The following is a 20,767-nucleotide window of genomic DNA, read 5'->3' on the forward strand; positions in this document are numbered from 1 at the left end:
CTTTCGAAATTTATTTATAAAACATTAGTAGATCAGATATTTTTGGATCAATCTATTTGTAGAAGATTCAGATTCAGCATAAGTAGCCTTAAATTGTTCGTAAGTAAGACCTGCGTCGACTGACTCTCTGAATTTTTCCGTTCCCCAAAGAAAATCTATATTATGGGACCCGTCAGCGTATTGTCTCCATTTAAAATCCTTATATTTCTTTTTCATAATAGAAGTAAGGTTATACGCCATTCTGATCGGATCGTATTTACGATTTACTACAGTCAAACGAAGTCCTCTGCAGATCTCTCCTTTAAACGGTCCGAAAACCGGCTTAAAAAATACACTTTGATAATAATAATCGCCTTTGCTGTCTTCGTTCAATTCTGGGATAATATCTTCCGGTTCGTTCATCCAAGGAGCGCCAAAATATACGAATGGAGCCTGTGTTCCCCTTCCTACGGAAACATTCACTCCTTCTAATAATACTAAACCTAGATAATTCCTTGCAGAATCTAACATTGGAAGATTGGGAGAAGGTGTAGACCAAGGAATTCCTTCTCTTTCCCAATCAAATCCTCTTTTAAAGTTTTCCGGTGAGATAATATCCAATTTCACTTTTCCGCCCAGATATTCTCCATTATAGAATGCAGCAGCTTCTCCCAAAGTCATACCTGTGAAAAATAAGGAAGGAAATTCTCCTGCAAAGTTTAGAAATTTCTTTTGTATACCTTCTCCCCTTGCGCCCAGATACAATGCCGGGTTTGGATGATCTAAAAGAATAAACTTAGTATTAGGATCAGGCAAATTATCCATCAAACGTTTGAGAACGCTTAAGTAAGTATAACAACGCATTCCCATATCGACCACGTCGAACACAACTGCATCTGCACCTTTTAGGATCGCAGGGATCTCCGAGTTTTTAACCTTATAAATATGATAGATAGGAAGTTGGAAAGTCTCATCCATTGTGACCGGAGACTTGCTAAAATCTTCTTCCAATCCTAAAAATCCATGTTCGAGTCCGATCAAATGTTTGATCTTAACTTTTTTATCCTTAAATTCTTTTAAGATCTTCTCTGGATGTCTTCCTATACCGGATGGATTTGTAACAAGCACAACGGATTTACCGGAAAGACTAGGAAGCACTTGTTCGTAAAAGGAAACTTCGGCTGGAATAATTTTGGATTTAGAAATATGACTTCTGGATGACGCTTCTACACAGGAGCCTGAGGAAATTGTCAGAAAAAAAATGAGTAAAGTTAGGATTTTTTTGTTTCTTTCTTTGAACCGCATGTAAGATACCTTATTTGTTCAGTAAATAGACAGAATTCAATACATCAAGGAGAAAAAGGAAGCGATATGGCAAAGCTGCCCATCCTGCGGATTACCGCTCTCACACTGATTTTAGGTTTCGCTTTTGCATGCGCAACGGGTGACGGATCCCGACGCAAGAAAAAAGAAGAATTCACTAGAGAAGGAAATACCATCACCGTGATCGGAGAGGCTCCGATCTATAACGGAGATATAGCAAACGCAAAACAAAGAGCGATCAAAGACGCAAAAGTTAATGCGGTACGTAAAGTAGTTGGCGAAGAAATTTCCAACAAAAGCCAAGCTTCCGACGGAGAAAGTTTAGGCTCTAGTCTACTTTCCAAAACGGATGCATTCGTAAAATCTTACGATATAGTTGCAGAAGACCAAGGCAAGATAGACACTCAACCAATCTTAAAACTTACAGTTCGTTGTACTATCGAAGAATCTAAACTTTCCACTGCGGTAGAAGGTTTACTCGCCGATGTAGGAAATCCAAGGATCGTAGTTTTAGTTCCTTCTAAAGTAGGAGGAGCTCCCGTTGCTCCTTTAAGCAATGGCAATATTGCAGAAGCAGAGATTATCAAAGGACTTAAAAAAGCAGGAAACAAGATCGTTGATCCTGGACAAGCTTCTAAAACAGTGAAACCATCCGGCTTGAATGCTGATGCGGTTAACTCTTTAGATGCTGGAGCTGCTATTTTGATCCAAGCTCAATCTTCCGGTGCGGAAGTTCTGGTAGTGGGATCGGTTGAGACCGAAGACCAAGCGCCTGTAACTGCAATCGGCGGAAAAACTTTAGATAGACCTCTATTCAATACTGCTGCTACCGGACCTTATAAAGTGATCCTACTTTGGGGAGACGGTAAAGTGGTAGCATCCGGAAACGCAGACGCTCGTGGAGCGGATATCACTCAAAAAGTTTCCAGAGAAAAAGCGCTTGCTGGTTGGGCAGAAGACGTAACCAAAAAGGTAAACAAACAATTGAAAGAAGAATGGTTCAATCTCACCGAGAACAATACCATCATTCTAAAGTTTACCGGACTGGATGCGGACGAATCCACTAAATTCAAAGATGATCTAGCAGAATTGACTGCAGCAAAAGACATCAATGTTAGAACTAGCAATACAAGCGGTTCCGAGTGGGAAGTTACCTATCCAGGAAAAGACGCACTCTTTATGGACGAATTAGTCTATAAAAAAGATAGAGGATTTACTTTCTTAGCTACTAAGAAAATGAACGTTAAGTCCGCTGCAAGAGGTGTGGTTACTCTGGAGTTTACCCCGAATAAATAGTCGAACACGATCGATAAATAAAAAAGCCGGCGAGACTCGTCGGCTTTTTTATTGTAAAGTCTTACTTCTTAGCGATAGACTTCAGCTTTTCGCCGTAAGTAATTTCATGCTGCGTAAATGTTTGCCAGAACTTAGGAACCGATTCCTTATAAAGTTTGGAAACGAGAATATCCAAATGAGTATGCCAACCGCTGGAAACCATAAGTTTGCCGAATTCATCTGTCAGTTTATAATGTCTGAGAGTAAGAAGAACATCTTCTCCCCTCTCCTCCAATTCGAAACTAACTTCCGAATCAGGATGCCAAGTAAAACTTAAAAAACGAGGAGCGTCAATTGCAGTGATCGTTTCCACTCCACTGATCCCGTTTTCCATCTGCTTGAATCGATCCGGATACGTTTTTTCATCGGAAAGAGAAGAATGCAAAAAGTTTAATTCAACTTTCCCTCCCACCTTTAACTCCATAGTTCCTTTAGCTAGCCAGGTGCCGCGCTTTTCAGAATCGGTCAGATATTCCCAAACAGTTTCGATCGGCCCGGGCAATAATCTTTGGAAACGAACTTCCGCCTCCGAAGTGAAGGTCCCATACGTTTTGTTTACAGATAGATCTTTCATCACTATCTTCTCCCCTTTCTCATTTTATTGGCTTTCAATTCTTTTTCCAGAAGATCTAGTTTTCCTTCCCAGAAAGTTTTCGCTCTATCGATCCAGTCTTGGATCTCTTTCCAACCTTTGTAATCCAAGGAGTGAATCCTTCTTTGGCCGTCCACTCTCACCTGGATCAGATTACATTCTTTTAAAACCTTAAGGTGTTGGGAGATCGCAGCGGCACTTATATCAAAATGTCCCGCAATTTCTCCTGCTCCCATTTCACCTTCAAATAAAAGTTCTAAAATTTTGCGTCTGGTCGGGTCCGCAATCGCATCTAAAGCCTGCATGGGCGAATATTTAAGCGTAGACTTAATTAAGTCAATACTTAAATATATTTTTTTAGAAAATTATAGCCGGGAATATTTAGTAAAAATTGATTTTGACGATAGAAATAAAAAAAGCCACCGGAGTTTCCATCCGGTGGCGCCTGTTCCCGAAAACTACATTTGTAGAAGTTTGAGGACCGAATTCGGTTTTAGGTTTGCTTGCACTAACATCGCCGTACCACTCTGCACGAGTATTTGTTTAGTAGTTAGAGCAACCATCTCCTCCGCCATATCGGCGTCACGAATTCTGGACTCAGAGGCTTGCATATTTTCATATGCCGCCATGAGACCTTTTGCGGAATGTTCCAGCCTATTAAAATAAGCTCCCATATCCGCCCTCTGCTTCATGATCTTTCCGAGCGCAGCATCGGCTAAGCCGATTACTTCATTCGCTTCCCCAGGAGAAGAGACCGCAATCGGTCTACCATCTGCCTTGGTAAGCTTTAAAGCTCGGGAAGTCATAGTTCCAATGAAGAACCTTTCCCTTTGGTTCTGGTTCGGTCCCATATGGAACCACATAGAAGCTCTTTTGGAACCTCTAGCGAAGTCTCCTTCGAACAATTTGAATCTATTGAACTCTGCTTGAGAGGCAATACGATCCACTTCGTCGACAAGGGCGGAAACTTCCACCTGAACCAATTGTCTGTCTTCGGGGCTGTAAATCCCATTCGAGGTTTGGATGGCCAAAACCCGGATTCTTTGGATGATATCCGAAGACTGTTGAAGGAATCCTTCCGCAGTCTGGATGAAACTCATCCCGTCTTCCGTATTTCTCTCCGCTTGCCTCAGTCCGTTGATCTGCGTTCTGAGTTTTTCGGAGACAGCCAAACCCGAAGCATCGTCGCCGGCAGAATTGATCCGCATGCCGGAAGACAAAGCTTTCATGGTTTTATCCACAGCTAGCTCGTTGAACTTCAGAGAGCGGTGAGAATTCACCGCACTCAGGTTGTGATTGATAATCATCCTACACTCCTTGTAGAGAGTTTCCGGAGGATCTCCCTATCCTCCGATCGGACATGACCTGTCCGGTGCTCCGGGATGGACCCGGTCGGACCACCCGACAGGTCATTTTCTCCCGAGGAAGTTAGGATATTTTCAATCAACCGCAAGAGCGCAGACTAACGTTAGCGATCTTACAAAAGTACAATAAGCTTTAGGTTATTACTAACCCGGTTCGGTTTCTTAGGAATTTCTCCTCGGAAAAGGAACCGGAAAAAAATTGGGGAAAGAAGAATGCTGGACCCGACGTTTTTCCTGTACCTTTTCGTTATTGTCCGCAGCGAGGGCTTCGATAGCCGCAGCCTGCGACGGTGATTAGGTCCGTAGACAACGATAGCCGCATGACGCGGCTTCGGAGTTCTACAGAAAAGTTTCCCGGTGCGGGAGCATCACTGCTCCCGCTGCCGGAAAGTCCTAATTACCTAAGTAACTGGAGGACAGACTGAGGTCTTACGTTAGCTTGTGCTAACATTGCAGTTCCCGATTGAACCAAAATTTGGTTCTTGGTAAATGCAACAGTTTCCTCTGCCATATCCGCGTCCCTGATTCTCGACTCTGAAGCTTGGATGTTCTCGTAAGCTACCATTAGGCCTTTAGATGCATGCTCTAAACGGTTATAGTAAGCTCCAAGATTTGCTCTTTGTTTGTTGATTTTCATTAAAGCATCGTCAAGAAAGCCGATTGCTTCGTTTGAAAGTTCCGCAGTAGAAAGAGTCAAAAGTGTTCCGTCAGACTTGATCAAATTCAGAGCCTTAGCGGTCATAGTTGCGATATAAACACGTTCCCTCTGGTGCTGGTTCGGTCCGATGTGGAACCACATAGAAGCGGTTCTTGATCCACGAGCGAAATCGCCTTGGAGCAATGCCATCTTGTTGAACTCTGCTTGGGAGGAAATGCGATCAATTTCGTCTATGAGCTGAGAAACTTCTACTTGGATCATCTGACGGTCTTCTGCACCGTAGATTCCGTTGGAAGATTGGATAGCAAGTACACGGACCCTCTGGATGATATCATTAGTTTCCTGCAGATATCCTTCAGTTGTTTGGATCAGGGACATGCCGTCCTCAGTGTTTCTCTCCGCTTGGCGAAGTCCTTTCACCTGAGTTCTCATTTTCTCGGAAACGGCTAGACCGGATGCATCATCCCCGGCGCGGTTGATACGCATACCAGAAGAAAGTGCCTCCATGTTTTTCGCCACTTCGTTGTTCTGGAACTTCAGAACGCGGTGGGAGTTAATCGCGGCTAAGTTATGGTTAATGATCATTTGTTTCCTCCTTGAAACTGAGATCATGAGCCCGGCGTCCGTGCCGGGATCTGTGCTGGTTTGGTTTTGGTCTTTTTTCTATATGTTTAAATGAAGGCTGAGATCTGGGATAAACCTAGAAATTCAGGGTTTCCTTCAGATATATCTTCGGTGAAGCACCTGGCCTAGATTAATTTTAACGAAAATGGATCTTTTCGCCAATTTTAGCCTATTTTTGATGATTTTTAGCTGTTTTTAAAGAAAGGAAGAAAAAGGATTTGGAGAATTTTTCTAAAAAATTTTCCTTTTTTGGGCTCATCTAAAAGTTCGAACGAATCGGAAATTTCCATAAGCATTTTTTTAGAAAAAGAGGCTACCCTTCCCCGCATCTGATCATTTTTCAAAAAATTTCCGAAATCGGTTTGCATATCCTAGTTCTAAGAAGATATTTTGCGATTGTTTTCGTATTTCTTAAAGTACTATGAGCCAACCTAAAACAAAAAAAGAAACAGAAGATCTATTAGAATTATACAGACAAATGCTTTTGATCCGCCGCTTCGAAGAAGCTTCCGCAAAAGCGTACAGCATGGGTAAAATCGGCGGCTTCTGCCATTTATACATCGGTCAAGAGGCTGTGGGTGTCGGAGCAATCTCTGCTCTAGAACAAAAAGATTATATAGTCTCCACCTATAGGGATCACGGCCACGCACTCGCAAGAGGCCTAGAACCCAAGTCTCTCATGGCGGAATTATACGGCAAAAAAACTGGGATCGTATCCGGTAACGGAGGCTCCATGCACTTCTTCGATAAAAAGAAAAACTTCATGGGAGGACACGGGATCGTAGGCGGACATATCTCTCTTGCAGCAGGTATCGCATATGCATCCAAGTACCGCGAAGACGGCGCAGTTACATTATGTTTTTTTGGAGAAGGTGCAGCCAACATCGGCTCTTTTCACGAAGGTATGAATTTGGCCGCCATCTGGAAACTTCCCTTAGTGATGATCTGCGAGAACAATCATTATGCAATGGGAACTCCAGAGTATAGAGCTCTTTCAGTCAAAGATGTTTCAGTAAGAGCGGCCGCCTACGATATCGCAAGAGATCATATAGAAGGCGACGAGGTTCGAAAAGTTAGAGAACACGTAAGAGTTGCTGTGGAAAGAGCAAGAAGAGGAGAAGGCCCTACCCTCATGGAAATCTCCACATACAGGTTCAGAGGACACTCCATGTCCGACCCTGCAAAATATAGAACCAAAGAAGAATTAGAAAAATATAAACAAGGCGACCCACTTATCAAAGCCGAAAAGGATTTACTCTCCGCAGGTTGGGCCCAAGAAGAATTGACCAAGATGGACGAAACCATTCTCAAAACCGTAGAAGAGGCAGTAGACTTCGCCGAAAAAAGTGAAGAGCCCCCTCTTGGCTGGCTATACAAGCATGTTTATGCGGAGAACGTATAATGGCAGTCCTCACATATAGAGAAGCACTCAATCGAGCCATGACGGAAGAGATGGAGAAGGATCCGAATATCTTTCTCATGGGAGAAGAAGTAGGACATTACGAAGGGGCTTATAAAGTTTCCCAAGGAATGCTCGCAAAGTTCGGAGAAAAAAGAATAATAGATACTCCTATTTCAGAGAACGGATTTGCGGGAGTCGGGATCGGCGCCGCAATGGTGGGACTTAGACCGATCATTGAATTTATGACCTGGAACTTTTCACTTGTTGCAATCGATCAGATCATCAACTCAGCAGCCAAAATGAATTATATGAGCGCGGGACAATTCCCGATCCCAATCGTTTTCAGAGGTGCGGGTGGCGCCGGCGGAAGACTTGCTGCCCAACATTCCCAATCATTTGAAAGTTGGTACGCACATATTCCTGGACTCAAAGTGCTAGCGCCCTACACTCCCTCGGATGCCTACGGACTATTAAAAACTTCCATCCGAGACAATAATCCAACCATCTTCATAGAGAGCGAAGTACTGTACGGCTCAAAAGGAGAAGTTCCGGAAGGTGAATTCTTGATCCCGATGGGAAAATCGGATATCAAAAGAGAAGGAACACAACTCACTATCATCAGTTGGTCCAGAGCTCTTATGTATGTTCTGCCCGCGGCGGAAAAACTGGCAAAAGAAGGAATTTCAGTAGAAGTTTTAGATCTAAGAAGTATAAGACCTTTAGATGAGGAAGGGATTTTGGCTTCCGTCAGAAAAACAAACAAAGTTTTGATAGTGGAAGAAGGCTGGAATGTGGCAGGATTCGGAGCACAAGTCGCTTATTTGATCCAAAAAGAGGCGTTCGATTATCTAGATTCTCCGGTAGAAAGGATAACACAGGAAGATGTGCCCATGCCTTATGCTGCGAATCTGGAAAGATCCTCGCTTCCCAGCGAGGAAAAAATAATCAAAAAAGTAAGAGATATGATTAAGTAAATCATAATATTCGAATATTATTATATTATAAATAGGAAAATTAAATGGCAAAAATTTCCGAAATGACCCAACTTTCCCCGACCATGTCGGAAGGTGTTTTGGTAAAATGGCTAAAGAAGAAAGGCGATTCTGTCGCTCCCGGAGAAATATTAGCCGAGGTAGAAACCGACAAAGCGGTCATGGAAATGGAAGCCTTCGATTCCGGAGTAATCCTTGAAATTTTGGCCCAGGAAGGCGCCAAACTCCCTGTGGGAGCCCCGGTGGCCATCATCGGAAAAGCGGGAGAAGATATCACTTCCCTACTTTCCGAAGCAAAATCCAGGTCTTCAGCTTCGGGAGCGTCTTCCCAAGCTGCGGCTCCTTTGGCCGCCCAGAGTTCTTCACCTTCCCCGAACCCGGCGCCTAAAAAAACTGAAATTGTAGTCACTTCGACAACCCCGGAACCAGAGGAAGAAGAAGCCTCCTCAACGAAAGAAAGCCCGGTTACCAGGGGCCTTTCTCCTGGAGCTCTGGAAGGAAGAGTCAAGGCTTCCCCTCTTGCCAAAAGACTCGCGCAAGAGAGTGGAATTGATCTTTCTAAGATCAGAGGAAGCGGACCGGACGGTAGGATTATAAAAAGGGATATTGAAAATGGGATCTCCGCATTTTCGTCTAGCGGAACTTCACCATTTGCAGGTGAGCATATCCAAGAAGAGAAACTTCCGATCTCAGGAATGAGAAAAACAATCGCTTCTAGATTGGTCCATTCCAAAACCCACCAGCCTCATTTCTATTTGGATATGGAGATCGATGCGGATGCTCTCGTTCAATTGAGGGAAAATTTCAACTCCGACCTAAAGGAATCAGGAGAAGAGATCAAACTTAGTATCAATGATTTTATCATCAGAGCTTCCGCTCTTGCGCTCCTAAAAGTTCCCGAAGTTAATTCTTCCTGGAGAGAAGATCATATCCTAAAGCATGGAAGAGTGGATATAGGCGTGGCAGTTTCTATCGAAGGTGGACTCATCACTCCTTATGTTAGGAATGCAGACAAAAGGTCCGTTTTGGAAATCGGTAGGACGGTAAAAGAGCTTGCTTCCCGTGCAAGGGAACGAAAACTCAAACCGGAAGAGTTTTCAGACGGAACCTTCACTGTTTCCAATTTGGGAATGTTCGGTGTAAATCGTTTTGCTGCGGTAATCAACGAACCGGAAGCCGCAATCCTAGCGGTAGGAAACGTGGTATCTAAACCCGTAATCAAAAACGGAAATATAGTCCCCGGAAAAACTCTTTCAGTCTGTCTATCCTGCGATCATAGAGTGGTAGACGGTGCGGTGGGAGCCGGTTGGTTGGAAGTGTTTCGAAATTTTCTGGAACATCCTCTTCGGTTACTTGCCTGATTTCTTTGTGGGCGAAGAAGCAGTGGACCAAGATTCCAATCTTAAGATCAGAGACCAAAAAGTTAAAAAGGCGGCAATGCTACTTCTGTCCTTAGACAAGGACGCGGCTGCTAAGGCATTGGCACAACTGGATGAAAAGTTGATCGAAGAGATCGTCCAGGAAATGGCGAAGATCAAAACGATCAGCAAGTCCGAAAAAGAAGAAGTTCTTTTAGATTTCCAAGGTTCCTTAAAAGACCTAGCTGCAGAATCCAGAGGCGGAATCGAGACCGCTAGAGAATTACTCCAAAAATCTTTAGGAAAAGAAAAATCGGAAAACATATTAGGAAAACTGGATAGAAAGGACACTGAGGAGGACTTTTCCTTCTTAAACGACGCAGAACCTCAGACTCTTGCTCACCTACTCGCTCCCGAACATACCCAAACTATCGCAGTCACTCTTGCATTCTTACATCCAAAAAAAGCGGCCGAAACACTTAAGTTTTTGCCAAAGGAGCTCCAAAGTAAGGTGGCGCTTAGACTCGCAAACACCACCAAAACCCATCCTGATGCGATCCGGCAAATCGCAAAAGTTCTGAAGAAAAAATATGAACAAAGAGATAAATCAGAATTCAGCGAAGCAGGCGGAGCAGAAGCTCTTGCAAATATCCTGAATCATATGGATAAATCTTTGGAAGAAACCATTTTAAAAGAATTGGAAGAACAGTCTCCGGAACTGGCCTCTCAAGTCCGGGAAAAATTGTATACATTCGAAGATGTACTTCTTCTCAACTCAAAAGAAATGAGACTGCTCATCAATCGGATCGGAGACGACGATCTAATAGCTATCGCACTCAGAGGATCTTCCGACCAGATCAAAGCCCATTTCTTCGAGGCAATGTCCAAAAACAGGGCTAACGATATTTTAGAAAGCATGGATATCCGCGGGAAAGTGACCTTAAAAGAGATCACAGACGCAAGGAACAGCGTGTTGACTGCACTGCGTGATTTGGAAGAGATCGGGGAAATTATTATTAAAAAGGACTCGGAAGAGTTTATCTAATCCGGAGCTGACGGGACTCGAACCCGCGACATCCTGCGTGACAGGCAGGCACTCTAACCAGCTGAGCTACAGCTCCTTTTATGAAGAACATAATTTCTGAGCGAGCTCGGGGGTCAATTCGTTTATCTGAAAAAGGGATGAATTTTTAAGTCCATTCCATAGCCTTTCCAATAGCGGAGTTTTTCCGACTGTCGGCCTTCTTAGATGCTTCAAGAAAAAAAACCAAAGGACCTGCTCGAAGAGAGGGTATTTACTCTTTCTAATTTTTTATCCGTCTCTAGAGTTTTACTTCTTCCTTTTTTTATACAATTCACTCGCAAACATATCGAGTCTCCTCGTAGCAGCGAATATTTATTTTTAGCCATAGGTACATGCATTCTTGCGGTGCTGACGGATTTTTTAGACGGGTTTCTAGCCCGCCTACTTTCCCAAGAATCAGTCTTGGGAAAGTATCTCGATCCTATCTGCGACAAGTTTGTTACTATTGGCGGTCTATCGGTAATCGTTCATTATTACCAGTTTCCTCTCTGGATTCTTATCATATATATCCTAAGAGAGATTTTGGGAGTTTGGTTGGGTGGATTCTTATATTTAAAAAGAGGGATCCAAGGAAAACCGAATTGGTGGGGTAAGTTCGGAGTGGGTCTTGTCGCGGCCGCAGTTTTGTGGTATATGACCTTACCACTGATCGGTCCAAGTTTACCTGAAAATCACTTCTTCCATCATCCGGAATATTCAGGTTATATTTTGGTCTTAGTACTAAGTATCGGAGTGGTGGCTTATTCCAAAAGATATTGGGATATAGTGTTCCATCCTGAAAGATTCATCTTAGATCCGGAAGATAAAAAGCAAAAGAAAAAGTACGAATTGGTCTGATCCTCAGCCCAGTTTGAATTTCCTTGACACCGGAGCCTCCTCACCCATTCTGTCAATCGCGACCGCTCGGGTGGTGGAATTGGTAGACACGCAAGCTTGAGGTGCTTGTGCCGGTTCGGTGTAGGGGTTCGAGTCCCCTCTCGAGCAATTCGTCCTACCTGGCCCACTTTCCTCCATCCCGAAATACCAACCCTCGGTAGAACTATGACATCGGGTGCTCTCTCCGTTAAAGATTTCTTAGACAAAGCCAAACTTGTTTCTTACGGTTTTTTCGGATTATTGATCCTATTTCTGATCTTATTCTTCTCTTCTCCCTATATTTTAGTTTCAAAAGCGGACCCCAAAAAATCGGACGCTATCGTTCTGGAAACAATTGAAACAGGAAAAAAAGACAAATTCAAACAAGCTGCGACTTTATGGAAGAAGGGCCTAGCTCCAGTGATCGTTATACTACATTCTCCTCCCAACCAAGATTCCGATTTGGGGATTGTAGGAGATCCTAGCGGTGCTTTACAAACCTATCTAGTTTCTCTCGGAGTGGATGAGACTAAAATATTGGTTTATACCGTCGAAGCCGGTCCTCAGGAATTCCCTAAAACTCTCTTAAAGATAGCGCTGGATCGTCAGTGGAAAACTTTTCTTTTGGTAGGAAAAGAATACGATTCTGCAACCTTGTTAAAATTATATAGGAATGTTTTGGAACCTGCGGGAATTTATATCGCAGTCTCCAAAGTAAACGAAGGGATTGGTTCTTGGGATTGGTTTACGAAACCGAAAAGCCTGGAATCCATCCTTGGAAGACTCTCTAAACATTTATATCTGATACTATTAGGAAATTAAAATGTCCCACGACTTAAAAGAAACAAACGAACTTATCCAGCAAAGAATCGAGAAGATCAAAAACTTAAAGGAGAAGGGAGTAGACCCCTACCCGGTCCGATTCTTCCCTGACTCGGATTCCGCATCTTTGATAGAGATGTATTCTAAGACCCCGACAGGTCCTGAAAAAAAATTCCTATTAGGCGGGCGTTTGCATTCCAAACGTGTAATGGGAAAGGCAAGTTTCGCTCATTTAAAGGATAAGTCCGGGGTCATCCAGCTTTATGCAACCAGAGACGATCTAGGAGAAGAGAATTATACTCTTTTTAAAAGTTTGGATTTAGGAGATCTGATCGGAATCGAAGGTTACCTTTTTCAAACTCAAAAAGGAGAAACTACTCTTCACTTAACTTCCGTTACTTTACTTGCAAAATGTGTCCGCCCACTTCCTGTTGTGAAAGAGAAAGACGGAGTTATCTACGACGCATTCGCCGATGTAGAACAAAGATATAGAATGCGTTATGTGGACTTGGTGGTAAACGATCATGTAAGGGATACTTTTATCACTCGCAGCAGGATCGTATCCGAGATCCGCAATTTCCTAACTTCCGAAGGATTTTTAGAAGTGGAAACTCCAATGATGCAACCGATTGCGGGAGGTGCTGCAGCTAGGCCGTTTGTGACTCACCACAATACATTGGACATGCAATTATTCTTAAGGATCGCTCCGGAATTGTATCTAAAACGCCTGATCGTCGGCGGACTAGACAGAGTATTCGAATTGAATCGCAACTTTAGGAACGAGGGAATTTCTACCAAACACAATCCGGAGTTCACTATGCTAGAAGCATATATGGCCTACGGCGACATGGGAAAAATGTTGGAGTTAACGGAAAAACTGATAACCTCTGTAGCTCAAAAGATCTGCGGAACTCTTAAGATCAAATATGGCAATGATCTAGTGGATCTAAGCCCTCCTTGGAGGAGAGTGAAATACGTGGATATTATCAAAGAATATTCAGGGATCGATTTCTCTCAGATAAAGACCCTAGAAGAAGCCAAAGAAAAAGCTAGCTCCGTAAAAGTGGACGCAAGTAAATGTACTTCTATCTGGAAAGTAGCGGACGAAGTATTCTCCGAAAAAGCGGAACCGAATCTAATCCAACCAGTATTCGTGACGGATTATCCTAAGGAACTTTCTCCATTGGCAAAATCGAATCCTGAAAACCCTGATTATGTGGAAAGATTCGAACCTTATATTGTAGGTAGAGAGATCGGAAATGCATTCTCAGAGTTAAACGATCCATTCGATCAAAAAGAAAGATTCGAAGATCAGGTGAAACAAAGAGAAGCGGGAGACGATGAGGCATTCATGATGGACGAGGATTATATCCGTGCGCTCGAATATGGAATGCCTCCGACGGGTGGTCTCGGGATCGGAATAGATCGTTTGGTGATGTTACTCACAAATTCTCATTCTATCAGAGATACTATCCTATTCCCTCTGATGAGACCTGAATAAGAAATCTCCGATTAAAGCCCGGGGATCCATCGAGATATTCCGGGTAACGAATCCTTAACCAGAGACAAACGTTGGCTCAGGCAATAATCTTTTAATGATTTGTGATCGTTAATTTTGCCTGAGAATCCAATTTCTCTTTTAGGTCCTTCAATAAAGATTTTAGATTGTCTGTATTCGAAGAACTTAAAGTGAATGTGTTCGTATTGTCTCGAGAAGAAAAGCTGAACTGGATCTCTTTTGCGGAGAACAATTTGTCGGCAACATCCGAAGGAAGAATGGACACAACTCGAACAGTATCCCCATAATCGGTAGAAGTCTTTCTGAGGTTATGCCAGGTTTGATCTAACTTCATAGAGATCCCGATCGGAAAACTTTCTTCAAAAGAGCTCATATAATATTCCAAGAAGATCGGTTTCTCCCCTGTCTTATTCACAAGAATTCCTTTAAAATTCAAAGAACCCGGTTTTCCAAGGCTGCAGAAAATTGCGCCGGGACAAATAGGACCACTTCTGAAAAGTGTCTGCTCCACTACGGGTTCGGGAAGGACTTGGACACGAGCCGAGCAAGAATTCAGTAAAACGGCAAAAAATACCGCGAAAATAGAAACATGTAAAAAAGAGAAATTAGAACGGATCATTGAAAAGCGGTCTCCTCTGTGATTTCCGTTCCATTCTTCTCACGATCTCCCAAAGGTGAAGTAAAAAAATCCGTTTTCAGGGAAGCCGAGGATACGTTCCATGGTAATAGAACTATGATTTCCTACCCGAAAGAAAAGATAAACGTCCTCCTATTAGAGAATGTACACCAAGACGCATTCCAACTCTTTCAAAAAGACGGTTTTAATGTCCGCCTTCTCCCCCAAGCCATGGGCGAAGACGAACTTTCGAAAGAAATCGAGAACATTCATGTTCTGGGGATTCGAAGTAAGACCAATCTGACCGCACCTGTTTTAGCAAAGGCCAAACGACTGATGACCGTAGGTTGTTTCTGCATCGGGACAAACCAAGTAGACTTGGCGGAAGCGGAAAAGAAAGGGATCCCAGTATTTAACGCTCCTTATTCCAATACTCGTTCGGTTGCTGAACTTGTAATTGCAGAAGTCGTAATGTTAGCAAGAAGGGTCCCGGACCATATCCGTAACACTCATGCAGGGATATGGAATAAAATTTCTAAGAACTGTTTCGAGGTTCGAGGAAAAACATTGGGGATCGTCGGTTACGGTCATATCGGTAGCCAGGTTTCCGTGCTTGCGGAAGCAATGGGCCTAAAAGTGGTTTATTATGATACCCAAACCGTTCTTCCCTTAGGAAATGCAACTCCCCTCAATTCTTATGAAGAACTATTATCCGTATCTGATTTTGTTACCTTCCATGTGCCTGAACTTCCTGAAACGATGAATTTATACGGTGGAAAAGAGATCAAGGCAACTAAAAAGGGAGCTTATATTATCAACCTTTCCAGAGGTAAGGTTGTGGATTTGGAAGCGCTTGCTGAGGCGATTAAGTCAGGTCATATCGCTGGTGCAGGAGTCGATGTTTTTCCACAAGAGCCTGAATCCAATAGCGATCCGTTCATTACTCCACTGCAGAATTTGCAAAACGTAATATTGACCCCTCATATCGGCGGTTCTACGGAAGAGGCTCAGAAGAATATCGGGACAGAAGTTGCATCTAAACTTCTGAAGTTTGTAAACAACGGCTCGACTACTTTTGCGGTAAACTTTCCGAACATAGAATTGAATCCGATCCCGCAGGGAATGTATAGGATACTGAATGTTCATAAAAACCAACCTGGATTCTTGAAAGATATCAACAGTATGGTTTCCGAGATTGGAGCAAATATCAGCTCCCAACATTTAGGAACGAGCGCTGAAATAGGTTATCTCTCCATGGTAATCAATATGAGCGTTGGAGACGAACTGAAAGAGAGAATTGAAAGACATCCTGGATCTATCAAGACCAGAATTCTTTACTGATTTACATTCAAACCAAAAATTTCAGTTTATATTCTCTTGGAGAAATGATTTCGATTTTCTGAAACTGTTTTAATTTTAGAAGATCGGAGTCTCCACTCAAGATCCAATCCGACTTAGAAAATTCCGCAATATGCAGAATATTGTCATCGTCCGGATCAGCACAAACTTTCGGGGGACGACCTTTAGGTTGGTAAACTTTTGCCCCGCCCCTAAGATGATCTAAAACCTCTCGGATATCAACTTCTTTGATCTTAAATTTCCGGGAACATACTTCTTTGAATTCAGTAAGGATCCATTCTGACAGTATGATCTCGTGATTTAACCAAACATGGTCAAACACCTCTGCGGTATATCCTTGGAATAAATAACTAGAAAGAAGTACGTTCGTATCTAGAACAATCTTCAAGAGATATCTTTGTAGATATCTTCTTCGCTGAGATATCCAGCTTTTTCCGCGTAACTTTTCAGGTTTTTACGGAATCGTTTTGCTTCGGTTAAAAAGAAATATTGTCTCAGTGCAGCTTGAACCACTTCACTTTTGGAAACTTTTTGTCTACGTGCGCTTTTAAGTAACATAGATTCCAATTCCTCGTCTAGACTAACCGAGACCACTTTCCTCATCTCAGACCTCTGTATTACAAAGAATGACAGCAGAAAATCAAGAGAAAGAAAGAAGGAATAAAGGAAAAGTGATTCCGGAATAATAAATTTCCAAAGAAGAATGTATTACTACCAATTCGCTTAATAAATTAGCAATGTAAGAGGATGTCCTGAACTTCTCTAAAAATCTGCCATGTAGTAACGTAGACTCATTAGGAAGACTTCCTGAAGAAATCACTATCCAATCTCGCATCTTCTCTGCTTAATCTCAATAAATGTTCGCTATATTGGAAAGTGACTTAATATTTTGGTGCATTGCACGATTTTCTATTTGTCCGGGGCTGAATATAAGGTTACTGGTATAGAAATTGCTTTAAATAGGATATTCGTCGATTCGATCGATTTTTTCAGGATCGTAAAAGGATCTTAATCGGAACGTAAGCGACTTAATCTAAGCTCTTTCAGAAAACCGGGAGGATAACCGCCATGAAATACAATAGAATCCCCTCCACACTTAACGTAGGCTTTCAGGTGTTAGAAAGTTCGAAGTTGAGGATAGCAGAAAATGTGCTCGTAGGAATCGTGCATAGAACGGAAATTCCATGGGAACCGGGTACAAACCTAGCTCTCAAAGTAGGAACGATCAGTGTCTCCGGTTCAATCGATATTCCTATGAAGGTGATCAAGTGTGATCGTGTATCCGATGTGGAATACGACGTGTTCTTGAATTACACCGAAAAGGATTTCGATAAGATCAAAGAGATAGAAGAATTGATCCAAACCTTAGCTTAAGGTTTGTAAACAAACACCGGGATGACCCGGTGTCGTTTTGAATTTTTATTTGAGGATTTCGTCGTTCTTGTTTATGCGACGAACAGATCCGCTTTCTGGATCATGGTAAGAGAAATTTTGCTAGGATTCGCTTTTTGTGGAAAATATACGATCTCTTCGCCTACGAGTCTTCTGTTTTTATCCAATTCGATGATAGAACCGTCTTTTAAATGAAGAATGATGTCTATCCCTCGGTAGTTTACGTATCTTTCCATTTGCTCTTTAAATTTGCTGCTTACCATGTTCGCCCCTAACTACAAAACGTTGGAGGAAAACTATTCCGGTACTATAAAAGTACAAGTTTTTTTTGAAGAATATCAGGAAATTTTTTTATGTCTCCGAATTTTTCGTACTAAACATGTGTGAGTGGCAAATACGTTATCCGACACCGATATCTATTTAAGATCCGTTTACTTTAAATTTGTTACGTAGAATTCTTCGAGTATAGTCTCAAGAAGTTCCGGGCGATCATGATGCATATTATGACCTGCATCCTCTATTTCAATATATTTTAAATTTCTAATATGCGAGAATACTTCTTTACTATCATCCAACGCAAGATGAGTTTTCTGCCCATAGACGACCAGAACATTGCAGGAGATTGTTTCCCAAAGATGTCTAGTAAATTGGGGACTTAAAAATACAGGAGGTCCGTTTTTGTAGGAAGGATCACTCTTCCACATATAACCGCCTTCTTCTGCTGGCCTTGTTAGAGTTTCCGTGATCTTTAAAAGTCTTTCTTTAGGGAGTCTTGGGTAGATGGGAGCCAATCTTGCCGCTGCATCTTCCACCGATTTAAAATTTTTTTGGCGCTTTCTGTCTTTTCCCGCAAGGCTGAGCTCCCAATTTTCCAACCAGCCAAGGAATCTTCTTCTTTCTTTTTCCGGATCTTGGATAGAACTAAATCCTTCCAGACATATGAGACTCTCCACTCTTTCTGGATACAATCCAGCAAGACGGGAGCCAAGCCCTCCTCCCATAGAATGCCCAAGTATATGGAATTTTTCAGGAAGAAATTTTTGGATGAAAGTTTTTGTATCCACCAATGGAAGCATGAAGTGGTAGAAACCTTCTCTCAGCCATTCGGAATCCCCATGACCTCGATAATCGAAACGATATAGATCGAAATGTTTGGATAAATATTCTTCTTGGAACAAAAATGTTTGGGAAGAATCCATAAACCCATGTAGAAGAAGCAATGCTCTTCCCTTTCCATTGTCTCTCTTTGTATAATGGAGTTTATATCCGCCGGATTCGAAAAATCCACTTTCTTGGTTTTTATTCTGAGGATCCGAGACTTCCATAGGGTCACGATGCTGGGAAAACAGAACTTGAAAACAATTCCTTTGCGTTTTCTGACATTTCAGGCAAAGAAAGTTCTGTAATTCGTTTTAGATCCCAACTTTCTTCACTTTGAAAATTGCTTAAAAATTTTTCTAAATAAGAGATAATAAGGGCGTTTTGCTCTCTTCCAAGCGAAGAAAGTTCTCCAGTTTCGGAAAGTTTGAGGAACTTCTCCTTGGATTTCTCCGCTTGCATCTTTGATCCGCGTATATTCGGTTTTACAAAAACTTTATTTAAGGAGATTGCAAGCTGGATCCATCCATGCAATAGAAGTTTTCTTCCACCTGCTTCCTTCTTCCATTGAAATTCGAATACTTCGTGTAGTTCGAAATATCTTCCTTTTCGATAGAGTTTTATTCCTTCCTCCCAGGCATAATCGAAGCTCGCATCCGCGTCTCCTTGTTTCACTTTTTCTAATATGGAAAGTATTTCAGGGTCGAATTCCATTTTCTCCCCATTCCGATCTCGGGATCTCAGGCAGTCGTATTTTGAAGATTGGAAGAATATCCCTTACATATTTTCTTTTTCTCATTCCGAGTAGAACTATTCCCTTCTCCAAAAGTGAGGCTAAATGAAATACCATTAGGGAGGACAAAGTTTCCGGAGCTTCTCCTTGTGAATGAAATCGAGAGATCAGATTTCGGTACAGCCCAGAAAGATTTTCGGAAGAACGGATCTGTATTTGTTCTTCCAACAGAGGAAGAGCTGTGTTCAGTACTCGCAGATATTCCTCGGCAGATTCTTTTCCTTTTTCTGAATATACTTCGTCGATTACTGCTCTCAAAATAGGGATCCAGGATTTTTGTAGAAGGATTTGGAATTGTTCTTCGGAGCGAATCTTTTCTCCATATGTTTGCCAAAGTTTGGAAAGTGAATTCCGATTTGGGTTGGGAGAAAGAGTTTCAAGAAGAGAGGATTCTAATTCTAGGATTTGTAGTAGCTTCGACTGATCCGGGGTTTGGCTCTGAGGAGTGTAGGATAGCCGAACCATTCCTTTTCCCGCTTGGAAAGAGTTGAGCGGCCGGTTGATTAGAGGGAGAAGGTCGAAGTTACTACAGATTTCGAGTAAAGTTTTGCCTTCTGACCGATTTCGGAGAAATCCATCCTCGTACCAATTCCCTGGGAACTGAACCACTGCGAATCCGTTTTCTTTTCCGGCGATTTTCTCAGCAATTTGTAGGCACTTCGACAAAGAAGTATGAGTATATTCCTCTTCCTCCAAAGGAAAAGTATTGCTGGAAATTCCATAAAACTGGATTTTTCCCTCTTTTTTTGCCTTCTCTAAAAACTGGAATGCCTCTTTGATCCTACGATAGTATTCCGCATGGGCCTCTTCTTTCGAGAGGCCATTCTTTTCAGAATGGCTTAGAAAATATTCAGGATTATGCAGTAAGAAGGCGTCGATGGTAGAAAGTCCAAGGCGTTTTCTAGATCTTTCCAACTGGTCTTCTAAAAATCCAGGGGAGATACAATGGTAACAGCCGGATTGGTAGTAAGTAATTTCCGGAAATTGATCCTTCTCCTTTTCTTTGGACTCGACCAATTTCATATTCCGGCCTTGGATATATCCTGCTTTCGTGACTATAAAAATTTCCTTTCGGTGGAGTTGCCTTTTTTTGAAATTTTCATCCAGGACTTTGCCCACTAGACTTTCCGCTTCCCCATCTCCGTAATTGGCTGAAACATCTATGACGTTTACTCCCGATTTAAGTGCGAGAATAAGGGCGTCCTTATGTTCCGGATCTTCTAGTCCGATCCTATATCCGCCGAACGCAATTCGGGAAAGCCTAAGGTCCCTGAATAAAAAATATCCAGGTCCTTCCCCCTTTTTCCCTGGGGGAAATTTTTCCTTTCTCCCCTCGTGAAGGATTTCTCTATACAAAGACTGAAATGGGTCTTTTGAAATCATTTGCGGTTTTTTGAATTTTCGCGTCGCACTAAATGAGACCAAGTCTAAATATTCCTCTGCAAATGTCCATTTTTTGTCTTTTAGTTTAAAAGTGCTTTTCGTCTGGGCCTTATTTTTTATCCTACTTTGTAGAGGGATTCTAAATTCGATCTTTCGTTTTTGCTCCCTTCCTCAAACAAATCGATGACTTCTTCCCATGATCCTCACAGGAGATTTTGA

The 20,767-nt window shown here is 42.3% G+C and carries 23 protein-coding genes and 2 tRNA genes; 11 read left to right on the top strand and 14 right to left on the bottom strand.

Annotation, left to right across the window (positions count from 1 at the left end; translation table 11 throughout):
- Positions 1-24: 24 nt before the first annotated feature.
- The gene (locus LEP1GSC185_RS09705; protein ID WP_008590652.1) at positions 25-1,284 is read right to left on the bottom strand and encodes an exo-beta-N-acetylmuramidase NamZ family protein; all 1,260 of its coding nucleotides are present in this window, start codon (positions 1,282-1,284) and stop codon (positions 25-27) included.
- A gap of 66 nt (positions 1,285-1,350) precedes the next feature.
- Between LEP1GSC185_RS09705 and LEP1GSC185_RS09710 the strand changes: the two genes are divergently transcribed.
- Positions 1,351-2,598 (top strand): lipoprotein LipL46, encoded by a 1,248-nt coding sequence (locus LEP1GSC185_RS09710; RefSeq protein ID WP_008591746.1) that lies wholly within the window; start codon positions 1,351-1,353, stop codon positions 2,596-2,598.
- A 61-nt stretch (positions 2,599-2,659) separates the two neighbouring features.
- Here the strand turns inward: LEP1GSC185_RS09710 and LEP1GSC185_RS09715 are convergent, their stop codons facing one another.
- The 4 genes from LEP1GSC185_RS09715 to LEP1GSC185_RS09730 form a co-directional block, all read right to left on the bottom strand.
- The gene (locus tag LEP1GSC185_RS09715; RefSeq protein WP_008590971.1) at positions 2,660-3,211 is read right to left on the bottom strand and encodes an SRPBCC family protein; all 552 of its coding nucleotides are present in this window, start codon (positions 3,209-3,211) and stop codon (positions 2,660-2,662) included.
- 2 nt (positions 3,212-3,213) lie between these two features.
- Positions 3,214-3,534, bottom strand: a complete 321-nt coding sequence (locus tag LEP1GSC185_RS09720; RefSeq protein ID WP_008589581.1) for an ArsR/SmtB family transcription factor — start codon at positions 3,532-3,534, stop codon at positions 3,214-3,216.
- 153 nt (positions 3,535-3,687) lie between these two features.
- The gene (locus tag LEP1GSC185_RS09725) at positions 3,688-4,536 is read right to left on the bottom strand and encodes a flagellin N-terminal helical domain-containing protein (RefSeq protein WP_008590488.1); all 849 of its coding nucleotides are present in this window, start codon (positions 4,534-4,536) and stop codon (positions 3,688-3,690) included.
- Positions 4,537-4,990: 454 nt separating this feature from the next.
- A complete protein-coding gene (locus tag LEP1GSC185_RS09730; protein ID WP_008591598.1) occupies positions 4,991-5,836 on the bottom strand; it encodes a flagellin N-terminal helical domain-containing protein in 846 nt (281 codons plus the stop codon).
- Between the two features lie 460 nt (positions 5,837-6,296).
- Here LEP1GSC185_RS09730 and pdhA point away from each other — a divergent pair, with 460 nt between their 5' ends.
- Genes pdhA through fliG form a run of 4 tightly spaced genes read left to right on the top strand, consistent with a single transcriptional unit; the run spans position 6,297 to position 10,672 of the window.
- Positions 6,297-7,277 (top strand): pyruvate dehydrogenase (acetyl-transferring) E1 component subunit alpha, encoded by a 981-nt coding sequence (gene pdhA / locus LEP1GSC185_RS09740; protein WP_008591551.1) that lies wholly within the window; start codon positions 6,297-6,299, stop codon positions 7,275-7,277.
- A complete protein-coding gene (locus LEP1GSC185_RS09745) occupies positions 7,277-8,251 on the top strand; it encodes a pyruvate dehydrogenase complex E1 component subunit beta (RefSeq protein WP_008589422.1) in 975 nt (324 codons plus the stop codon). The genes pdhA and LEP1GSC185_RS09745 overlap by 1 nt, the downstream gene beginning before the upstream one ends.
- Positions 8,252-8,295: 44 nt before the next feature.
- A complete protein-coding gene (locus tag LEP1GSC185_RS09750; RefSeq protein ID WP_008590825.1) occupies positions 8,296-9,630 on the top strand; it encodes a pyruvate dehydrogenase complex dihydrolipoamide acetyltransferase in 1,335 nt (444 codons plus the stop codon).
- Between the two features lie 22 nt (positions 9,631-9,652).
- Positions 9,653-10,672: a flagellar motor switch protein FliG gene (gene fliG / locus LEP1GSC185_RS09755; RefSeq protein WP_024863995.1), complete on the top strand. Its 1,020-nt coding sequence runs from the start codon at positions 9,653-9,655 to the stop codon at positions 10,670-10,672.
- Between the two features lie 2 nt (positions 10,673-10,674).
- Here the strand turns inward: fliG and LEP1GSC185_RS09760 are convergent.
- Positions 10,675-10,748: transfer RNA gene (locus LEP1GSC185_RS09760), tRNA-Asp, on the bottom strand.
- 128 nt (positions 10,749-10,876) lie between these two features.
- Here LEP1GSC185_RS09760 and LEP1GSC185_RS09765 point away from each other — a divergent pair.
- From LEP1GSC185_RS09765 to lysS, 4 genes are all read left to right on the top strand, one after another.
- The gene (locus tag LEP1GSC185_RS09765; RefSeq protein WP_008590525.1) at positions 10,877-11,548 is read left to right on the top strand and encodes a CDP-alcohol phosphatidyltransferase family protein; all 672 of its coding nucleotides are present in this window, start codon (positions 10,877-10,879) and stop codon (positions 11,546-11,548) included.
- Between the two features lie 64 nt (positions 11,549-11,612).
- Positions 11,613-11,695 (top strand) — tRNA-Leu (locus LEP1GSC185_RS09770).
- A gap of 57 nt (positions 11,696-11,752) precedes the next feature.
- Entirely contained in the window at positions 11,753-12,388 is a 636-nt protein-coding gene (locus LEP1GSC185_RS09775) for a hypothetical protein (RefSeq protein ID WP_008590395.1), read from the top strand.
- Position 12,389: 1 nt separating this feature from the next.
- Positions 12,390-13,889 (top strand): lysine--tRNA ligase, encoded by a 1,500-nt coding sequence (lysS, locus tag LEP1GSC185_RS09780; protein WP_008591748.1) that lies wholly within the window; start codon positions 12,390-12,392, stop codon positions 13,887-13,889.
- 91 nt (positions 13,890-13,980) lie between these two features.
- On the opposite strand, the gene LEP1GSC185_RS09785 is transcribed toward lysS, so the two are convergent.
- The gene (locus LEP1GSC185_RS09785; RefSeq protein ID WP_008589519.1) at positions 13,981-14,526 is read right to left on the bottom strand and encodes a hypothetical protein; all 546 of its coding nucleotides are present in this window, start codon (positions 14,524-14,526) and stop codon (positions 13,981-13,983) included.
- Between the two features lie 114 nt (positions 14,527-14,640).
- Between LEP1GSC185_RS09785 and serA the strand changes: the two genes are divergently transcribed.
- Positions 14,641-15,864 carry a phosphoglycerate dehydrogenase gene (gene serA / locus LEP1GSC185_RS09790; protein ID WP_010515672.1) on the top strand — a complete coding sequence of 408 codons (1,224 nt, stop codon included), beginning with the start codon at positions 14,641-14,643 and terminating at the stop codon, positions 15,862-15,864.
- Positions 15,865-15,871: 7 nt separating this feature from the next.
- On the opposite strand, the gene LEP1GSC185_RS09795 is transcribed toward serA, so the two are convergent.
- The 3 genes from LEP1GSC185_RS09795 to LEP1GSC185_RS09805 form a co-directional block, all read right to left on the bottom strand.
- Positions 15,872-16,270: a putative toxin-antitoxin system toxin component, PIN family gene (locus tag LEP1GSC185_RS09795; RefSeq protein ID WP_008596609.1), complete on the bottom strand. Its 399-nt coding sequence runs from the start codon at positions 16,268-16,270 to the stop codon at positions 15,872-15,874.
- Positions 16,267-16,440: a hypothetical protein gene (locus tag LEP1GSC185_RS09800; RefSeq protein WP_008589469.1), complete on the bottom strand. Its 174-nt coding sequence runs from the start codon at positions 16,438-16,440 to the stop codon at positions 16,267-16,269. Before LEP1GSC185_RS09800 ends, LEP1GSC185_RS09795 begins: the two co-directional genes overlap by 4 nt.
- Positions 16,441-16,522: 82 nt before the next feature.
- On the bottom strand, positions 16,523-16,717 hold the full coding sequence (locus LEP1GSC185_RS09805; protein WP_008590016.1) for a hypothetical protein: 195 nt from the start codon (positions 16,715-16,717) through the stop codon (positions 16,523-16,525).
- Positions 16,718-16,950: 233 nt separating this feature from the next.
- Here LEP1GSC185_RS09805 and LEP1GSC185_RS09810 point away from each other — a divergent pair, with 233 nt between their 5' ends.
- Entirely contained in the window at positions 16,951-17,256 is a 306-nt protein-coding gene (locus tag LEP1GSC185_RS09810; protein ID WP_010515678.1) for a hypothetical protein, read from the top strand.
- Positions 17,257-17,327: 71 nt separating this feature from the next.
- Here the strand turns inward: LEP1GSC185_RS09810 and LEP1GSC185_RS09815 are convergent, their stop codons facing one another.
- The 4 genes from LEP1GSC185_RS09815 to LEP1GSC185_RS09830 form a co-directional block, all read right to left on the bottom strand.
- Positions 17,328-17,537, bottom strand: a complete 210-nt coding sequence (locus tag LEP1GSC185_RS09815; protein WP_008590531.1) for a hypothetical protein — start codon at positions 17,535-17,537, stop codon at positions 17,328-17,330.
- A gap of 168 nt (positions 17,538-17,705) precedes the next feature.
- The gene (locus tag LEP1GSC185_RS09820; protein ID WP_008591406.1) at positions 17,706-18,599 is read right to left on the bottom strand and encodes an alpha/beta fold hydrolase; all 894 of its coding nucleotides are present in this window, start codon (positions 18,597-18,599) and stop codon (positions 17,706-17,708) included.
- 4 nt (positions 18,600-18,603) lie between these two features.
- Positions 18,604-19,086, bottom strand: a complete 483-nt coding sequence (locus tag LEP1GSC185_RS09825; RefSeq protein ID WP_008590280.1) for a DUF309 domain-containing protein — start codon at positions 19,084-19,086, stop codon at positions 18,604-18,606.
- Entirely contained in the window at positions 19,070-20,548 is a 1,479-nt protein-coding gene (locus LEP1GSC185_RS09830) for an aldo/keto reductase (protein ID WP_008590215.1), read from the bottom strand. The genes LEP1GSC185_RS09825 and LEP1GSC185_RS09830 overlap by 17 nt, the downstream gene beginning before the upstream one ends.
- Between the last annotated feature and the right edge of the window lie 219 nt (positions 20,549-20,767).

The organism is Leptospira licerasiae serovar Varillal str. VAR 010 (genome assembly GCF_000244755.1).
Lineage (GTDB): Bacteria > Spirochaetota > Leptospiria > Leptospirales > Leptospiraceae > Leptospira_B > Leptospira_B licerasiae.

Coding starts and splice junctions, on each gene's coding strand:
- LEP1GSC185_RS09785 (WP_008589519.1), bottom strand. CDS start 14,526: ATGATCCGTTCTAATTTCTCTTTTTTACATGTTTCTATTTTCGCGGTA.
- LEP1GSC185_RS09725 (WP_008590488.1), bottom strand. CDS start 4,536: ATGATTATCAATCACAACCTGAGTGCGGTGAATTCTCACCGCTCTCTG.
- LEP1GSC185_RS09720 (WP_008589581.1), bottom strand. CDS start 3,534: ATGCAGGCTTTAGATGCGATTGCGGACCCGACCAGACGCAAAATTTTA.
- LEP1GSC185_RS09810 (WP_010515678.1), top strand. CDS start 16,951: ATGAAATACAATAGAATCCCCTCCACACTTAACGTAGGCTTTCAGGTG.
- LEP1GSC185_RS09750 (WP_008590825.1), top strand. CDS start 8,296: ATGGCAAAAATTTCCGAAATGACCCAACTTTCCCCGACCATGTCGGAA.
- LEP1GSC185_RS09820 (WP_008591406.1), bottom strand. CDS start 18,599: ATGGAAGTCTCGGATCCTCAGAATAAAAACCAAGAAAGTGGATTTTTC.
- LEP1GSC185_RS09815 (WP_008590531.1), bottom strand. CDS start 17,537: ATGGTAAGCAGCAAATTTAAAGAGCAAATGGAAAGATACGTAAACTAC.
- LEP1GSC185_RS09710 (WP_008591746.1), top strand. CDS start 1,351: ATGGCAAAGCTGCCCATCCTGCGGATTACCGCTCTCACACTGATTTTA.
- LEP1GSC185_RS09800 (WP_008589469.1), bottom strand. CDS start 16,440: ATGTTACTTAAAAGCGCACGTAGACAAAAAGTTTCCAAAAGTGAAGTG.
- serA (WP_010515672.1), top strand. CDS start 14,641: ATGATTTCCTACCCGAAAGAAAAGATAAACGTCCTCCTATTAGAGAAT.
- lysS (WP_008591748.1), top strand. CDS start 12,390: ATGTCCCACGACTTAAAAGAAACAAACGAACTTATCCAGCAAAGAATC.
- LEP1GSC185_RS09775 (WP_008590395.1), top strand. CDS start 11,753: ATGACATCGGGTGCTCTCTCCGTTAAAGATTTCTTAGACAAAGCCAAA.
- LEP1GSC185_RS09730 (WP_008591598.1), bottom strand. CDS start 5,836: ATGATCATTAACCATAACTTAGCCGCGATTAACTCCCACCGCGTTCTG.
- LEP1GSC185_RS09715 (WP_008590971.1), bottom strand. CDS start 3,211: ATGAAAGATCTATCTGTAAACAAAACGTATGGGACCTTCACTTCGGAG.
- LEP1GSC185_RS09830 (WP_008590215.1), bottom strand. CDS start 20,548: ATGATTTCAAAAGACCCATTTCAGTCTTTGTATAGAGAAATCCTTCAC.
- LEP1GSC185_RS09765 (WP_008590525.1), top strand. CDS start 10,877: ATGCTTCAAGAAAAAAAACCAAAGGACCTGCTCGAAGAGAGGGTATTT.
- pdhA (WP_008591551.1), top strand. CDS start 6,297: ATGAGCCAACCTAAAACAAAAAAAGAAACAGAAGATCTATTAGAATTA.
- LEP1GSC185_RS09745 (WP_008589422.1), top strand. CDS start 7,277: ATGGCAGTCCTCACATATAGAGAAGCACTCAATCGAGCCATGACGGAA.
- LEP1GSC185_RS09825 (WP_008590280.1), bottom strand. CDS start 19,086: ATGGAATTCGACCCTGAAATACTTTCCATATTAGAAAAAGTGAAACAA.
- LEP1GSC185_RS09705 (WP_008590652.1), bottom strand. CDS start 1,284: ATGCGGTTCAAAGAAAGAAACAAAAAAATCCTAACTTTACTCATTTTT.
- LEP1GSC185_RS09805 (WP_008590016.1), bottom strand. CDS start 16,717: ATGCGAGATTGGATAGTGATTTCTTCAGGAAGTCTTCCTAATGAGTCT.